13 protein-coding genes are annotated in these 14,142 nt (G+C 68.1%); 9 read left to right on the top strand and 4 right to left on the bottom strand.

What is annotated here, in order from left to right; all coding sequences use genetic code 11:
* Position 1 precedes the first annotated feature (1 nt).
* Together AC13F7_RS00770 and AC13F7_RS00765 are read right to left on the bottom strand one after the other, a co-directional pair.
* Positions 2-613, bottom strand: coding sequence for a YdcF family protein (locus AC13F7_RS00770; protein ID WP_346472311.1), 612 nt, complete (start codon positions 611-613; stop codon positions 2-4).
* Positions 598-1,557 (bottom strand): pyridoxal-phosphate dependent enzyme, encoded by a 960-nt coding sequence (locus AC13F7_RS00765; protein WP_482998943.1) that lies wholly within the window; start codon positions 1,555-1,557, stop codon positions 598-600. Before AC13F7_RS00765 ends, AC13F7_RS00770 begins: the two co-directional genes overlap by 16 nt.
* A gap of 147 nt (positions 1,558-1,704) precedes the next feature.
* Here AC13F7_RS00765 and AC13F7_RS00760 point away from each other — a divergent pair, with 147 nt between their 5' ends.
* From AC13F7_RS00760 to AC13F7_RS00720, 9 genes are all read left to right on the top strand, one after another.
* The gene (locus tag AC13F7_RS00760; RefSeq protein WP_481467010.1) at positions 1,705-2,235 is read left to right on the top strand and encodes a hypothetical protein; all 531 of its coding nucleotides are present in this window, start codon (positions 1,705-1,707) and stop codon (positions 2,233-2,235) included.
* A gap of 490 nt (positions 2,236-2,725) precedes the next feature.
* Entirely contained in the window at positions 2,726-4,615 is a 1,890-nt protein-coding gene (gene mnmG / locus AC13F7_RS00755; RefSeq protein ID WP_481467009.1) for a tRNA uridine-5-carboxymethylaminomethyl(34) synthesis enzyme MnmG, read from the top strand.
* Positions 4,616-4,723: 108 nt separating this feature from the next.
* Positions 4,724-5,254 (top strand): gamma carbonic anhydrase family protein, encoded by a 531-nt coding sequence (locus AC13F7_RS00750; RefSeq protein WP_482998942.1) that lies wholly within the window; start codon positions 4,724-4,726, stop codon positions 5,252-5,254.
* A 121-nt stretch (positions 5,255-5,375) separates the two neighbouring features.
* Complete coding sequence (locus AC13F7_RS00745) at positions 5,376-6,065, top strand: RDD family protein (RefSeq protein WP_482999469.1); 690 nt, start codon at positions 5,376-5,378, stop codon at positions 6,063-6,065.
* Positions 6,062-7,054 (top strand): stage II sporulation protein M, encoded by a 993-nt coding sequence (locus AC13F7_RS00740; protein ID WP_482998941.1) that lies wholly within the window; start codon positions 6,062-6,064, stop codon positions 7,052-7,054. The genes AC13F7_RS00745 and AC13F7_RS00740 overlap by 4 nt, the downstream gene beginning before the upstream one ends.
* Complete coding sequence (locus tag AC13F7_RS00735) at positions 7,044-8,717, top strand: DUF4129 domain-containing protein (RefSeq protein WP_482998940.1); 1,674 nt, start codon at positions 7,044-7,046, stop codon at positions 8,715-8,717. Before AC13F7_RS00740 ends, AC13F7_RS00735 begins: the two co-directional genes overlap by 11 nt.
* Positions 8,714-9,892 (top strand): DUF4350 domain-containing protein, encoded by a 1,179-nt coding sequence (locus tag AC13F7_RS00730; protein WP_482998939.1) that lies wholly within the window; start codon positions 8,714-8,716, stop codon positions 9,890-9,892. Before AC13F7_RS00735 ends, AC13F7_RS00730 begins: the two co-directional genes overlap by 4 nt.
* Positions 9,889-10,902 carry an AAA family ATPase gene (locus AC13F7_RS00725; protein ID WP_481467002.1) on the top strand — a complete coding sequence of 338 codons (1,014 nt, stop codon included), beginning with the start codon at positions 9,889-9,891 and terminating at the stop codon, positions 10,900-10,902. Before AC13F7_RS00730 ends, AC13F7_RS00725 begins: the two co-directional genes overlap by 4 nt.
* Positions 10,903-10,933: 31 nt before the next feature.
* Positions 10,934-12,232, top strand: a complete 1,299-nt coding sequence (locus AC13F7_RS00720; protein WP_482998938.1) for a DUF58 domain-containing protein — start codon at positions 10,934-10,936, stop codon at positions 12,230-12,232.
* 3 nt (positions 12,233-12,235) lie between these two features.
* Here the strand turns inward: AC13F7_RS00720 and AC13F7_RS00715 are convergent, their stop codons facing one another.
* Both AC13F7_RS00715 and AC13F7_RS00710 read right to left on the bottom strand, forming a co-directional pair.
* Positions 12,236-13,414, bottom strand: a complete 1,179-nt coding sequence (locus tag AC13F7_RS00715) for a glutathionylspermidine synthase family protein (protein WP_482998937.1) — start codon at positions 13,412-13,414, stop codon at positions 12,236-12,238.
* Positions 13,415-13,417: 3 nt separating this feature from the next.
* The gene (locus AC13F7_RS00710; RefSeq protein ID WP_481466996.1) at positions 13,418-13,981 is read right to left on the bottom strand and encodes a DUF1190 domain-containing protein; all 564 of its coding nucleotides are present in this window, start codon (positions 13,979-13,981) and stop codon (positions 13,418-13,420) included.
* Positions 13,982-14,142 lie beyond the last annotated feature (161 nt).

Here is a 14,142-nt window from a genome sequence, read left to right as displayed (position 1 = left end):
TCTACGACGGGAACAGATCGCGGTGGAAGAAGTAGATTTCCTGCGCCAGGAACCGCCAGCTGGTGTGGAAGCTGCGGAAGCGCGTGCTCGGCGTGGACGAGGCCAGCGCATCGATGCCCAGCTCGCGGCACAGGCGCAGCGCGCGCGCCATGTGCAGCGGGTCGCTGACGATGATCACGCGGTGCAGCTTGCGCTGCTCCATCAAGCGCCGCGCCTCGATCAGGTTCTGCCGGGTGGTGCGTGAGGCGGTCTCGATCAGGATCGCGTCATCGGGCACGCCCTGTTTGAGCGCGTAGCGTCGTGCCACCTGCGATTCGGAAAAGCGCGCGCCGGTACCGCCGTAGCCACCGGTAAAGATCAGCAGCGGCGCATAGCCCTGCTGGTACAGATCCAGCCCGTGCCGGATGCGCTCTTCGAACACCGGTGACGGCTTGGCGTCGTAGGCCGCTGCGCCCAGCACGATGATCGCATCGGCCTTCTGGGCCTGGTCGCGCTCGCCGATCCACACGATCCACGCCGTGACCCCGAGCAGCCAGACCGCCAGCAGCACGCACAAGCGCCACAGCCAGCCGAAGAACCCCACCCCTGCGCGTCGGCTCATGCCATCCCCCACGGCAGGGCATCCAGATCGACGTTGCCGCCGGACAGCACCACGCCGACACGTTTGCCGATAAAGCGGTCGGGTTCGGCGAGGATCGCTGCCAGCGCGATCGCCGACGAGGGCTCGACCACCTGCTTGAGCACCTGCCAGATCACCCGCATCGCCGCGACAGTGTCGGCATCGGCCACGGTGATCACCTGTGCTGCGCCGTGCAGGAGCGCGAAGTTGGGCGCGCCCAGTGTCCCGCGCAGGCCGTCGCAGACGGTGTCGGGGGTGAAATCGATGCGTCGCTCGCCGGCCGCCAGCGAGCGCGCGGTATCGGCTGCCCCCTGTGGCTCGGCCAGGACCAGTTCAACGGCGGGTGCCGCGGCCTGCAGCGCCAGCCGCGTGCCGGCGGCCAGACCACCTCCGCCGACCGGCACCACCATCACGTCCAGCCCATCGGTGGCGTGAAGCAGTTCCAGCGTCGCCGTGCCCTGCCCGGCGATGACCTGGGGGTCGGTGTAGGGATGCACGAGGGTCGCCCCCGTTTCGGCCTGGACCTGCGCGCACATGGCTTCGCGCGCGGCGATCGAGGCGTCGCAGCGCCACAGGGTGGCCCCGTGGCGGCCGATGTTGGCCAGCTTCGCCGCGACCGCACCCTCGGGCACGATCACGTGACAGGCGATGCCGCGGGTACGCGCGGCCAGCGCCAATGCAGCGCCATGGTTGCCCGAGGAGTGGGTGACCACCCCGCGTCGGGCCTGTTGCTCGTCCAGCGTCCAGACCGCATTGCAGGCGCCGCGGAACTTGAAGGCACCGCTGCGCTGCAGGTGTTCGGCCTTGAAGGAAACGGTGGCGCCGGTCATGGCATCGATCGTGCGCGAGCGCAGGACCGGGGTCACGCAGGCGTGCGCGGCAATGCGTGCCGCCGCCGCCAGCACGTCGTCAACACAGGGCAAGGGTGAATCGCTCATGACGCAAGATTAACGTATGCCCCGCATACACACCCGTCCTGCTGAACATGTCAGCATGGCAACCATTCATTCGGATCGGGCCGAGTTAAGGGCTGATTCAATGCCGTGGGCTGAAGCTGGCCCTACAGCCCTTTGGGGGGACCCATCATGAAAATGCGCCTTGTTCTTGCCGGTGGCCTGTTGTTGGCCCTGTCCGGCTGCGCGACGTACGACTATGTCGGCGGTGGCGGCGGCGGTAGTGGTTACTACCACGGTGCTCCCTCGGTGGAGTACCGCTACCCGGCCGGCTATCCCTACGGTTACGGCAGCGGCTATTACGGCGGCGGTGGCTACTACGGCTACGGCGGGTATGGCGGTGGATACGGCTACCCGGTCTACCGTCCGTACCCGAACTATCGCCCACCGCACAATCACCGCCCGCCGCCGCGCCCCGGCAACGGCAATGGTGGCCAGCCGACCCGTCCGCCGGATCGCCCGCGTCCGAACAACGGCGGCTCGCCGTGGCGGAACATGGATTCGATGAGTGGTCCACGTCGCCAGCCGCCACAGCAACAGCAGCGTCCGTCGCCGCCGCCGCAGGCCCGCCCGGCCCAGGCACCGCGCCCGGCCTCGCCGAGGATGAACGGTTCCCCGTGGCGGAATCTCAACAATGCGAACCAACGCACAGTTGAGCCCTGAGATGGCTTGATTTTCACGCGCCCAGCGGTTCAATCTAGCCGGGCGGTGACGACCACGGTCACAAAGTGCCAAAAGCGACAAGTGGCGTCACATTCGGTTCTATGTCGATATCCGCCAGGAACATCTGGATCCCCCCTGTTCCGGCCCTGTCGGATGTCGGCACCTTAAAAGCAGAAGGCCCCGCCAATGGCGGGGCCTTTTGTATCTGCACCCCTTGAAGGCGTGCAGTCCCGCAAAAAAACAGGGCCGGCAGTCCCCCGACTGCCGGCCCCTCTGCTTCCCCACGATGCGCTTGGACTGGCCCCTGTTCCAATTCCGGTCCGTTACGCACAAGGCGCATGCCATCCTGGGTGCTATTGGGTTATCTGCAGAAAACGTGCCAACTTGAGGGTGGATTTCATGGCCCCCGACGAATGGCGCTAAAATCGCCACCCGCGCCCTGCCTGCAGGGCTGTCCGGGCCGTCCGGCCCCGTCCCGAGCTCCTCCGCCATGACTGACACCTTCTACCGCTACGACGTGATCGTCATCGGCGGCGGCCACGCCGGCACCGAGGCCGCACTGGCGGCCGCGCGCAGCGGTGCGCGCACCCTGCTGCTGACCCACAACGTGGAAACGATCGGCGCGATGAGCTGCAACCCGGCCATCGGCGGGATCGGCAAGGGCCACCTGGTCAAGGAAATCGACGCCCTGGGCGGTGCGATGGCGCATGCCGCCGACCGTGCCGGCATCCAGTGGCGCACGCTCAACGCCTCCAAGGGCCCGGCGGTGCGTGCCACGCGCTGCCAGGCCGACCGCAATCTCTACCGCATGGCGATCCGCCAGATCGTCGAAGCCCAGCCGAACCTCACCGTGTTCCAGGCGGCGGTTGATGACCTGATCATCGAAGGCGATGCCGTGCGTGGTGCGATCACCCAGACCGGCCTGCGCTTCAGCGCGGCCGCCGTGGTGCTGACCGCCGGCACCTTCCTGGCCGGCAAGATCCACGTGGGTGAGACCCAGTATGCCGCCGGCCGCATGGGCGATCCGCCGGCGACGACGCTGGCCGCACGCCTGCGCGAGCGCCCGTTCGTGATCGACCGCCTCAAGACCGGCACGCCGCCGCGCATCGATGGCCGCTCGCTGGACTACAGCCTCATGGAAGAACAGCCTGGTGACGATCCGCGCCCGGTGATGTCCTTCCTTGGCAGCGTGGCCGAGCACCCGGCGCAGGTCAGCTGCTGGATCACCCACACCAGCGAGCGCACCCACGAGATCATCCGCAACGCGCTGCACCGCTCGCCGCTGTACAGCGGCCAGATCGAGGGCATCGGCCCGCGCTACTGCCCCTCCATCGAGGACAAGGTGGTGCGCTTCGCCGAGAAGGCCAGCCACCAGATCTTCGTCGAGCCTGAAGGGCTGGACGTGGTGGAGATCTATCCCAACGGCATCTCCACCTCGCTGCCGTTTGACGTGCAGCTGGAGCTGGTGCGCAGCATGCGCGGCTTCGAGAACGCGCACATCACCCGCCCGGGCTACGCGATCGAATATGACTTCTTCGATCCGCGCGGGCTGAAGAACACGCTGGAGACCAAGACCGTCAGCGGCCTGTTCTTTGCGGGCCAGATCAACGGCACCACCGGCTATGAAGAAGCCGCCGCGCAGGGGCTGCTGGCCGGGCTCAACGCCGCGCGCTTCACCCGTGACGACGCCGGCTGGTGCCCGCGCCGCGATGAGGCGTACCTGGGCGTGCTGGTCGATGACCTGATCACCCACGGCACCAACGAGCCGTATCGCATGTTCACCAGCCGCGCCGAGTACCGGCTGCAACTGCGCGAGGACAATGCCGATGTGCGCCTGACCGGCCTCGGCCGCGAGCTGGGCCTGGTCGATGACCGCCGCTGGAGTGCGTTCCAGACCAAGCAGGCCGCCGTGGCGCAGGAAACCGCACGCCTGCGTGCATTGTGGGCCACGCCCGGCAACGCCCTCGGCCGCGAAGTTGAAGCCACGCTGGGCGTGGCCGTCAGCCGCGAAACAAATGTGCTGGATCTGATCAAGCGCCCTGAACTGGACTACGCCAAGCTGATGCAGGTGCCCTCGCTCGGCCCGGCCGTGGCCGATGCCAAGGTGGCCGAGCAGGTCGAGATCGGGGTGAAGTACGCCGGTTACCTGGACCGCCAGCGCGACGAGATCGAGCGCCAGCAGCGTCACGAGAACACCGCCATCGCTGCGGATTTCGATTACGCCGGCGTGCGTGGTCTGTCGGCCGAAGTGCAGCAGAAACTGGAACGCGTGCGGCCGCAGACCATTGGCCAGGCCCAGCGCATCCCCGGTATGACCCCGGCGGCGATCTCGCTGCTGCTGGTGCATCTGGAACGCGCGCGCCGCACTCACGCCGCGTAACACGGCCACCGCCGGTATCGGCGGACGGCGGGTGCACCCGCGCTATCATCGAGGGCCGGGACAACGCTGCAGGCGGCGTCCCAGCCCCTGCGTTGCCGGAGTTTGTGCATGTCCCCGATCCGCCCCTTCCTCGACAGACACCCCGTGCTCGGCGAGCGCGTCTACATCGACCCTGCCTGCACGATCATCGGCGATGTGGTGCTGGGCGATGATGTCTCGGTGTGGCCGGGCACGGTGATCCGCGGCGATGTGAACCACGTGCGCATCGGCGCACGCAGCAACATCCAGGACGGCACCATCATCCACGTCAGTCACCATAGCCCGTTCAACAAGGGCGGCTACCCGACGATCATCGGTGAGGGCGTCACCGTCGGCCACGGCACCATCATCCATGCCTGCACGATCGGCGATTACTGCCTGATCGGCATGGGGGCGTGCATTCTCGATGGCGCGACGGTGAACACGCACGGCTTCCTCGGCGCCGGCGCGGTGCTTGGCCCGGGCAAGGTGGTCGGCGAAGGCGAGCTGTGGCTGGGCAACCCCGCGCGGCTGGCCCGCACGCTGAGCGACAAGGAGGTCGAGTCGCTGCACTACTCGGCCGATCACTACGTGCGCCTGAAGGATCAGTACCGGGGTTGATTGCGGTAAAGTCCTCAGCCGACCAGGAAGCAGTCGAGAACCGCATGCCCCCGCTGGCAGACCGGAGAGGAATCCGGCGTCCCCTGTGGCCTTCCGTACGATCCGCCGTGACGTGTCGCCGATGAGCGCGCCCATGCTGGATACCTACCGGGAAGTCATCACCCCCGAAGGCGTGCCTCTGCACCTGCCCGTCGCCGGGCCGTTGCCGCGTGCGCTGGCCTGGGGGATCGACTTCGTGATCCGGGTGGGCGCACTGATGCTGCTGAGCACTCCGCTGGCCTTTCTGGGTGGATTCGGCCAAGGACTCTACCTGGGCCTGATGTTCCTGTTGATGTGGGCCTACACCATCGTCCAGGAAGCGTGCTGGGGGCGCACCCTGGGCAAGCGCGCGATGGGTCTGCGTGTGGTGGCGCGCGATGGGGGACCGATCGGGTGGATGAGCGCGATCACCCGCAACCTGCTGCGCACCGTGGACATGCTCCCGTTCGGCTACGCGCTGGGGCTGGTGTCGAGCCTGTTCGATGCCCATGGCCGCCGTCTGGGGGATCTGGTCGCGGGAACCGTGGTGATCCACCAGAGCGCACCGCCGATGGGCGGCACGGTACCGGTCGGCAGCGTGCTGGCCCCGCCGCAGCCGTTGCAGCCGGCCGAGCAGGCCGCCGTGGTCGACTTCGCCGAGCGTGCGCCGCGGCTGTCGGTGCCGCGCCAGCAGGAGCTGGCCGACATCGCCGCGCCGCTGACCGAGAGCCAGGGCCAGGTCGGCGTGCTGCGCCTGTATGCGATGGCCAACTGGCTGCTGGGACGTCGATGAGACAGGAACAGTTCGTCGCCCGCTACCAGGCCGAGTGGCAGACGCTGGAGCAGTGGCTGGCCCAGCGCGGTGAGCGTCTGCGGCAGGCGCGCCGGCAGGCGGCCCACGAGGGTCTGGACGATGCCGACTTCCCGCAGCGCTATCGCCGCCTGTGCCAGCAGCTCGCGCTGGCGCGCCGGCGCGGCTACAGCCCGCAGCTGGTGGCACGCCTGCAGCAGCTGATGCAGCAGGGCCACACCCTGCTATACCGCACGCCGCGCCCGCAGTGGCGGCGTGCGCTCGCCTTCCTGTTCGCCGATTTCCCGCAGCTGGTGCGCAGCCAGGCGCGCAGCATGTGGGTCGCTGCGGCGTTGTTCGTGGTGCCGCTGGTGGGCAGTTTCGCGCTGATCCTGTGGCGCCCCGAGCTGATCCATCTGCTGATGGACAACGCGCGCATCGCCGAATTCGAACGCATGTACGATCCGGCATCGCCCAACCTGGGCCGCGACAGCGGCACCAACTGGACGATGTTCGGCTACTACATCATGAACAACATCAGCATTGGCCTGCGCACGTTCGCCTTCGGCTTGATCGCCGGCGTCGGCACGGTGCTGGTGATGCTGTTCAACGGCGTCGGCATCGGATCGGTCGCCGGCCATCTGCAGCATATCGGCCATGGCGATCCGTTCTGGCGCTTCGTGGCCGGCCACGGCGCGTTCGAGCTGACCGCGATCGTGATCGCCGGCGGGGCGGGGCTGCAGCTGGGCATGAAACTGCTCGCACCCGGTCGCCGGCGGCGCATCGATGCGCTGGTCGAGGGCGGTGTGATCGGCGCCAAGCTGTGCGTGGGCGTTGCGGCGATGCTGCTGATCGCCGCCTTCATCGAAGCGTTCTGGTCCTCGATCGCGGCAATTCCGGCGTGGGGCAAATACAGCGTTGCCGCTGTGCTGTGGACCACCGTATTGGTGTGGTTGTGGCGTGGCGGACGTGGGGCGGCCGATGCAGATTGATCGGCTCAACGTCGTGCTGCGCGCGCGCTCGGGCTGGGAGGCCATGGAGCTGGGCATGGCGCTGGTGCGCCGGCATGCCACGGCGATCTGGGCGCCCTGGATCATCGTGTCGCTGCCGGTAGTCGCGCTGCTCAACGCGCTGGCCTGGTGGACCGACAGTTTCGGCTGGGCCTGGTTGGCGATGTGGTGGCTCAAGCCGCTGTTCGAGCGCATTGCGCTGTACGTGATCTCACGCGGGGTGTTCGGCGATGCATCCACGCCCGTGCAGACATTGCGCGCGCAGCGCACATGGGGCTGGCAGGGCTTCTGGGGCTATCTCGGCTGGCGACGCCTGAGCCCGCTGCGTTCGGTGCTGCTGCCGGTCAATCTGCTGGAAGGCGCGGATCCGGCACATCGTCGCCAACGGCGTCGCGCCATCGCCGGGGGTGCGATGGGCTATGCCGTCCTGCTGACGATGGTGTGCATGGTCTTCGAGACCGTGCTGGTGGTCGGCGGCATCGCAGCCGTGTTCCTGTTCATTCCGGTGGACCTGTTGTCCGAGTCCTGGCGCGCGGCGTGGGAGCTGGCCAAGCAGGACATGCCGGCCTGGATGCAGCTGGGCGTGAACCTGCTGTTCTGGGGAGCGGCCACGCTGATCGGCCCGTTCTACGTCGGTGCCGGCTTCGGCCTGTATCTGGATCGCCGCACCCAGATGGAAGCATGGGATGTGGAGATCGCCTTCCGCCGCCTGCATGCACGGTTGCAGCGCGCGGCGCCGCTGCTGGTGCTGGCCCTCGTGCTGCTCTGGCCAGGCGCGCCACTGCACGCCCAACAGGCGCCGGCGCAGTCGAACACCAAGGGTGCGTTGCCGGCACCGGCCGATGACGCTCCGTCGCCTGCGCAAGGCGCCGATGCGGCTTCGGACGCCGACGCCGACGGTGGCGAAGGCGATGACGCCGCTGACCCGCCGCGGACGTACGACAACGATCCGGACAACACGCCTGCCGTCATCTTTGGCGATGACGCGGTGGATACCGCTGGCTTCCGCCAGGCCGTGCAGCGTGCGTATGAAGACCCGCTGCAGAGCCCGACCCGTGAGGTCACCGAGTGGAAACGCATCGAACGCGATGCGACCGAGGCGGAGAAGGCAAAACGTGAGGCCGCGGCCAAAGCCACTGGCAAACGCGGCAGCAAGGGCCCGGTGCTGCCGGCCCGGATCGCCGAGTGGGCGCTGTGGGCGGTAGTCGGGGTCCTGGTGTTGCTGTTGCTGGCCACCGCACCGCGCTGGCTGCCGTGGCTGCGCGGCTCCGGCCGGCGCCGTCGTGCGAAAGCCGCCGCGGTCGTGGAAGAGCCGATCCGGATACCGGACGTGGTGCCGCCCGATCCCGCCTCGCGTGCGCGTGCCCTGTGGCAGGAAGGACGCCCCCGGCAGGCGCTGGCACTGCTGTACCGCGCCAGTGTGGAATCGATGAGCGAGCGCGCCGGGATCAGCCTGCCCCCCGGTGCCACCGAAGCGCAGTGCCTGCGTGCCTCGCGGCGGATGCCGGTCGAGGCCGACCGCAGCCTGTTCGCGCGCATCGTGCGGGTCTGGCAGTACGCGGCGTATGCCGGCCGACTGCCCAGCGATGATGACTTCGATGCGCTGGCCACGATTCTGCAGGCCCAGTTCGGGTGGCGCGCGTGAGCGTCCGTCTGCGCTGGCTGCTGATCGTCCTGGGCCTGCTGGTGATCTGCGTGCCGCTGGCGATCCTGTTCCTGCGCACGCACGAGCGGGTGACACACACAGAACACCTGCCGCCCCAGGGCGAAGCCAGTTACAACGCGCTGTACGTGCTCGGCCAGGCGCTGCGTGCGGATGGGATCACGGTGCAGTCGCGCCCACGTCTGGACCTGACCCGGATGCCGCTGGAGCCCGGCGATACCGTGGTGCTGCTGCAGGACAGTGCAGAGGTCCCGGCGCCGGCCGTGACCGAGCTGATGGCGTGGGTGGCCAAGGGCGGACATCTGATCGTGCGTACGCCGCCCCCCGGGAAGGACGCCGCCAGTAATGGTCCGCTGCTGGAAGCACTCGGCGTGGACAGCGACGGCTACGAAAGCTACTGCCAGCGGTTCCACGTGCGCGACGATCCGCAGCATGTCGAGTTCTGCAATGGTCGCCGCTTCTCGGCCGAGCCGCCTGCCGGCGTCACCCTCGAGCGTGGCTGGGGTGACGACTATGACCTGGTCTTCGCCCGCCTGCGGCACGGCCAGGGGCGCATCGACGTGTTGGCCGACATGGCCTTCATGCATGGCAAGGGCCGGCCCAACCCGACCGTTCCGCCGAATGCTGCCAACGCCTTCGTTGATGGCCTGCACGACAAAGCCCACCGCGATCTCACCCGCTACGTGCTGGCGCCCAACTACGGCAAGGGCACGATGTGGCTGGTCTACGCCTCGCGCCCGCCCTCCCTGTGGAACCGCGTGTTCTACCTCGGCTGGCCAGTGTGGGCGCCATTGCTGCTGGCCCTGCTGGGCTGGCTGTGGCAGCGTGCGCAGCGCCTGGGCAGTCAACTGCCCTCGCCTGCCGCCGAACGCCGCTCGCTGCTGGAACACATCCGCGCCAGTGGCGAACACCTGCTGCGCTTTGGCAAGGCACCGCTGCTGTATGACGCCGTGCGCCGCGCCTTCCTGGCCCGCCTGCGGCGACGCTCGCCGACGGCAGCCGCCCTCACCGGCGAGGCCCAGGTGCACGCCATCGCCGCGGTACTGCAGTGGTCGCACGAGCGCGTGCGGACCGCCTTGTCCCCACCTGCTTCCCACGACGTCGCCGGCCTGCGCGACCGCATCCGCCTGCTGATCCAGATGAGAAACCTGCTATGACCGAGCCGACGCTTCCGCCGCCGTTGTCCCCGCCTGCCGTGACGCCATCCCCGTCGCCGTCGCCGCTTTCCGAGCGCGTTGATGCCGTGCGCGAGGCCGTGGGCCGCGCCTTCATCGGCCAGCCCGAGGTGCTGGACCAGATCCTGATCGCGCTGCTGGCCGGCGGCCACGTGTTGATCGAAGGGGTGCCCGGGCTGGGCAAGACGCTGCTGGTGCGCGCGCTCGCCCAGGCGCTGGAGCTGGATTACGGCCGTGTGCAGTTCACCCCGGACCTGATGCCCAGCGATGTCAGCGGCCATGCGGTGTACGACCCGAAGACGGAGAGCTTCAAGATCCGTCGCGGCCCGGTGTTCACCAATCTGCTGCTGGCCGATGAAATCAACCGCGCCCCGGCCAAGACCCAGTCGGCCCTGCTGGAAGTGATGCAGGAAGGCCAGGTCACCATCGAAGGCAAGGCGTTCGCGCTGACCCCGCCGTTCCTGACCCTGGCCACGCAGAACCCGGTCGAGCAGGAAGGCACCTACCCGCTGCCCGAAGCGCAGCTGGACCGTTTCCTGCTGAAGGTGCTGATCGACTACCCGACGCTGGACGATGAGAAGCGCATGGTCGATGCGATCACCACCGGCCGCAGCGCCGCCGATTTCGATCTGTCGCAGGTGCCACGCGTGCTGAATGCGGCCGAGGTGGTCGCGTTGCAGCAGGCGACCGCCGCGATCACGGTCGATCCGGAAGTGATCGACTACGCGGTGCGGATCGTCGCCGCCACGCGGCAATGGCCGGGTATCGCGCTGGGTGCCGGCCCGCGCGGCAGCATCGCGCTGGTGCGTGCGGCCCGTGCGCAGGCGGTGCTGTCCGGTCGTGATTTCGTCACCCCCGATGACGTGCGCGATATCGCCAAGCCCGCCCTGCGCCACCGCATCGCCCTCGCACCGGAACTGCAGATCGAAGGACAGAGCGCCGACGACGCGCTGACCGCGCTGCTGGCCAAGGTGGACGCACCGCGCAAATGAGTGGGCGCGCCCTCCATTGCGAGCGACCGGCATGAGGCCGCGCGCAACGCTGTTGGCACTGCTGGCCGGCTGGGGCCTGCTCGGCGTGCCCGTGGTCATCGGCATCTGGTCACACTGGATCTGGTGGGCGATCGGTGCCGGCGTGGCGCTGATCGCGCTGGTGGACCTGCTGCGCCTGCGCGGCCAGCCCTCGCCCAGCGTGCACCGCGAGCTGCCCGAGTCGCTCGCGCTGAACGTCGAGCGTGAGGCGACGCTGCGGCTGGAATCGAGCCGCCACCAGCGCGTGGAGGTATTCGATCTGGTTCCCGGTGGCTGGAGCCTGCAGGGCCTGCCGCGGTCGCTGGCGCTCAAGCCGATGGTCACCAGCAGCGTGGCGTATCGGCTGACCCCGACCGCGCGTGGCCGTTTCGTCTTCGAGGGCGTGCACCTGCGCATGCACAGCGCGTGGCGGCTGTGGCATCAGCGGCGGCAACTGCCGCCGGCGCTGGCGGTGCGCGTGTACCCGAACTTCGCACCGCTGACGCGCTTTGCATTGTTCAGTGCCGAACAAGCCTCGCGCCTGGTCGGCGCGCACCTCAAGCGCCGCCGCGGCGAAGGCACCGATTTCCATCAGATGCGCGAGTACCGCGTCGGCGACAGCCTGCGCCAGGTCGACTGGAAGGCGACCGCGCGCGCGCGCAAGCTGATCTCCCGCGAATACCAGGACGAGAAAAACCAGCAGCTGGTGCTGATGATCGACACCGGCCGGCGCATGATGGCCAGCGAAGGCGGGCTGTCGCACTTCGATCATGTCCTCAATGCGGCGCTGGTGGTGTCCTACCTCGCGCTGCGCCAGGGCGACGGTGTGGGCCTGTTGGCGGCCGGGGGCGAAAGCCGCTGGGTCGCGCCGAAACGTGGCATGGGCACCATCGATACCCTGCTGCGCGCCAGCTACGATCTGCAGGCGCAGCCGGTCGCCACCGATTACCTTGCCGCCGCCACTGAGCTTTCACTGCGTCAGCGCCGTCGCTCGCTGGTGATGCTGGTCACCAACGTGCGCGATGAGGACATTGAAGATCTGCTCGCCGCGGTGCGCCTGCTGCAACGCCAGCACCTGGTGTGCGTGGCCAGCCTGCGCGAACGCGAGCTGGATGATGCGCTGTCCCAGCCGGTGGAAACCCTGCAGGACGCTGCCCAGGCCGGTGCGATCGCGCGTTACCTGCAGCAGCGCAGCGACGCACATGACGCGCTGCGCAGCCACCGGGTGATGGTGCTGGATGTCACCGCCGAAGCACTGCCCGGGGCGCTGGTGGAGCGCTATCTGGCGGTCAAGCGGGATGGGTTGTTGTAACCCTCAGAGATAGATGCGCGTCGGCGCTTCGTCGATGATCGCGTGCGGTACGAAGCGGGCGCTGTCGCGGGTGATCCGGCTGTTGTCCTCACGGATGCCCATGCCACAGGCCTGGTCACCCACCACCCAACTGCCGATCAGCGGATAACCGCCATCGAACGCGGTAAGCGGATGCGCGGCCTGGCGGATTGCCGGGCCGGTGTACGGGCCTTCGCTTTCCTGCCAGCTGCCATCGGCCAGGTGCATGGCCACGTTGGCGCCCTCGCGCGAGAACAACGGCTTGCGGACCCAACCACGCCGCAGCTCGCTGCCATCGTCGAACTCGGCGGCGAGCAGGTTCGGGTGGCCGCGGTGACGCTGCCACAGCAGCGGCAGCACGCCCTTGTTGCTGAGGATCGCCTTCCACGCCGGTTCCAGCAGCTGCACGCCCGAGGCGGGCAGCGCCTGGCCGAACGACTCGGTCATCAGGTCTTCCAGCGGGTACAGCTTGAACAGGCTGCCGATCACGGTGTCGTCGAGCGCGGTGAAGCGCCCGTCCTCGGACAGGCCGATATCCTCGATCGCGATCGCTTCGCCACGCAGGCCAGCCTGGGCGGCACAGTCGCGCAGATAGGCGACCGTGCCCTGGTCTTCTTCGGAGGCACCGACCGCACTGAAATACAGCGGCGGCGGCAGTTGCGCGGCCAGTTCACCGAAGCGTTCGACCAAGGCCTCATGGATCGCGTTGAACTGGTCGGCATGCGGCGGCAGACGGTTCTGGTTGCGCTGGTCTTCCAGCCACTGCCACTGGAAGAACGAGGCCTCGAACAGCGAGGTGGGCGTGTCGTAATTCAGCTCGTAGAGTTTGGCCGGACCGGTCCCGTCGTAGGCGAAATCCAGCCGCCCGTACAGGTGCGGCTCGCGGCGGCGCCAACTGTCGGCGATCCAGTCGCGGAACGGCGGCGGGATCGCCAGCTGGTCCATCAACTGCTGGCTGCCCACCACCTCGTCGACCAGATCCATCGCCATGGCATGCAGCTCGGCGCTGGGATCTTCGATGTCCTGTTCGATCTGGCGCAGGGTGAACGCGTAGTACGCGGTTTCATCCCAGTACGGCAGACCATCGATGGTGTGGAAACGGAAGCCCGACTCCTCGGCCCGAGCGCGCCATTGGCTGCGCTCGGCAATACGCACGCGCTGCATCGATCAGCCGCCGACGCTGCTGCGGTTGCTGCTGGTGTTGCCGAAGCCACCGCGGCTGGCGGTGACCGCCCGGTTCGGGGTGGCGTTGACCGGCGCCAGGCCGGCCTTGCCGGCACCGATGCCGCTGGCCGTGTTCAGGCCACCGGTGGACGGACCCGGACGTGCCCAGCCCTTGGCCTTGTCCTGGTAGGCCGGGGCTGCCGCCGGCTGCTGGGCCAGGCCTGCACCGCCACGGTTGCTGAGCATCTGCGACATGAAGAAGCCCATCATCATCGGGCCGATGAACGAGTGGCCGGTGGAGGTCTTCTGTTCCACGCACTGCTCGGCGTTGTACTCGGCCTCACAGGCTTCACGCGTGGCGTACTTGGGGGCGGCATCAGCCGACTGCTTCTGCGCGTCGGCGAAGGCGGTGCGGCAGCTGGAAGGATCGCCGGTAGCTTCGGTACAGGCCTGCACCGAGGTGTAGAGTCCTTCCTGCACCTGCACGGCCTCGTTCTTCTGGCAGGCGGTGAACAGCAGCGGCGCGGCGCTCATCAGCAGCAGCGCAGTGGTCCTGGAACGTTTCATGGCGTCATGCCCCCTAGTGCGGTTATCTCCCCAATCATGCCTGATCGGGACGAACAACCAAAACCGGCAAAGTCGCCCAGCTGAACGCGGTTTCAGGTTTTGCCCGGGAAACACCGCTGGCAACGGTTGCAAACGCAACCGCAATTTTTCGGCAGAATCGA

This window comes from Stenotrophomonas sp. K-6, assembly GCF_056861555.1.
This window is presented reverse-complemented; position numbering and strand designations above follow the sequence as displayed.

Excerpts from the sequence above, each read along its gene's own strand:
- AC13F7_RS00765 (WP_482998943.1), bottom strand. The coding sequence starts at position 1,557 with ATGAGCGATTCACCCTTGCCCTGTGTTGACGACGTGCTGGCGGCGGCG.
- AC13F7_RS00760 (WP_481467010.1), top strand. The coding sequence starts at position 1,705 with ATGAAAATGCGCCTTGTTCTTGCCGGTGGCCTGTTGTTGGCCCTGTCC.
- mnmG (WP_481467009.1), top strand. The coding sequence starts at position 2,726 with ATGACTGACACCTTCTACCGCTACGACGTGATCGTCATCGGCGGCGGC.
- AC13F7_RS00750 (WP_482998942.1), top strand. The coding sequence starts at position 4,724 with ATGTCCCCGATCCGCCCCTTCCTCGACAGACACCCCGTGCTCGGCGAG.
- AC13F7_RS00745 (WP_482999469.1), top strand. The coding sequence starts at position 5,376 with ATGAGCGCGCCCATGCTGGATACCTACCGGGAAGTCATCACCCCCGAA.
- AC13F7_RS00740 (WP_482998941.1), top strand. The coding sequence starts at position 6,062 with ATGAGACAGGAACAGTTCGTCGCCCGCTACCAGGCCGAGTGGCAGACG.
- AC13F7_RS00735 (WP_482998940.1), top strand. The coding sequence starts at position 7,044 with ATGCAGATTGATCGGCTCAACGTCGTGCTGCGCGCGCGCTCGGGCTGG.
- AC13F7_RS00725 (WP_481467002.1), top strand. The coding sequence starts at position 9,889 with ATGACCGAGCCGACGCTTCCGCCGCCGTTGTCCCCGCCTGCCGTGACG.
- AC13F7_RS00720 (WP_482998938.1), top strand. The coding sequence starts at position 10,934 with ATGAGGCCGCGCGCAACGCTGTTGGCACTGCTGGCCGGCTGGGGCCTG.
- AC13F7_RS00715 (WP_482998937.1), bottom strand. The coding sequence starts at position 13,414 with ATGCAGCGCGTGCGTATTGCCGAGCGCAGCCAATGGCGCGCTCGGGCC.
- AC13F7_RS00710 (WP_481466996.1), bottom strand. The coding sequence starts at position 13,981 with ATGAAACGTTCCAGGACCACTGCGCTGCTGCTGATGAGCGCCGCGCCG.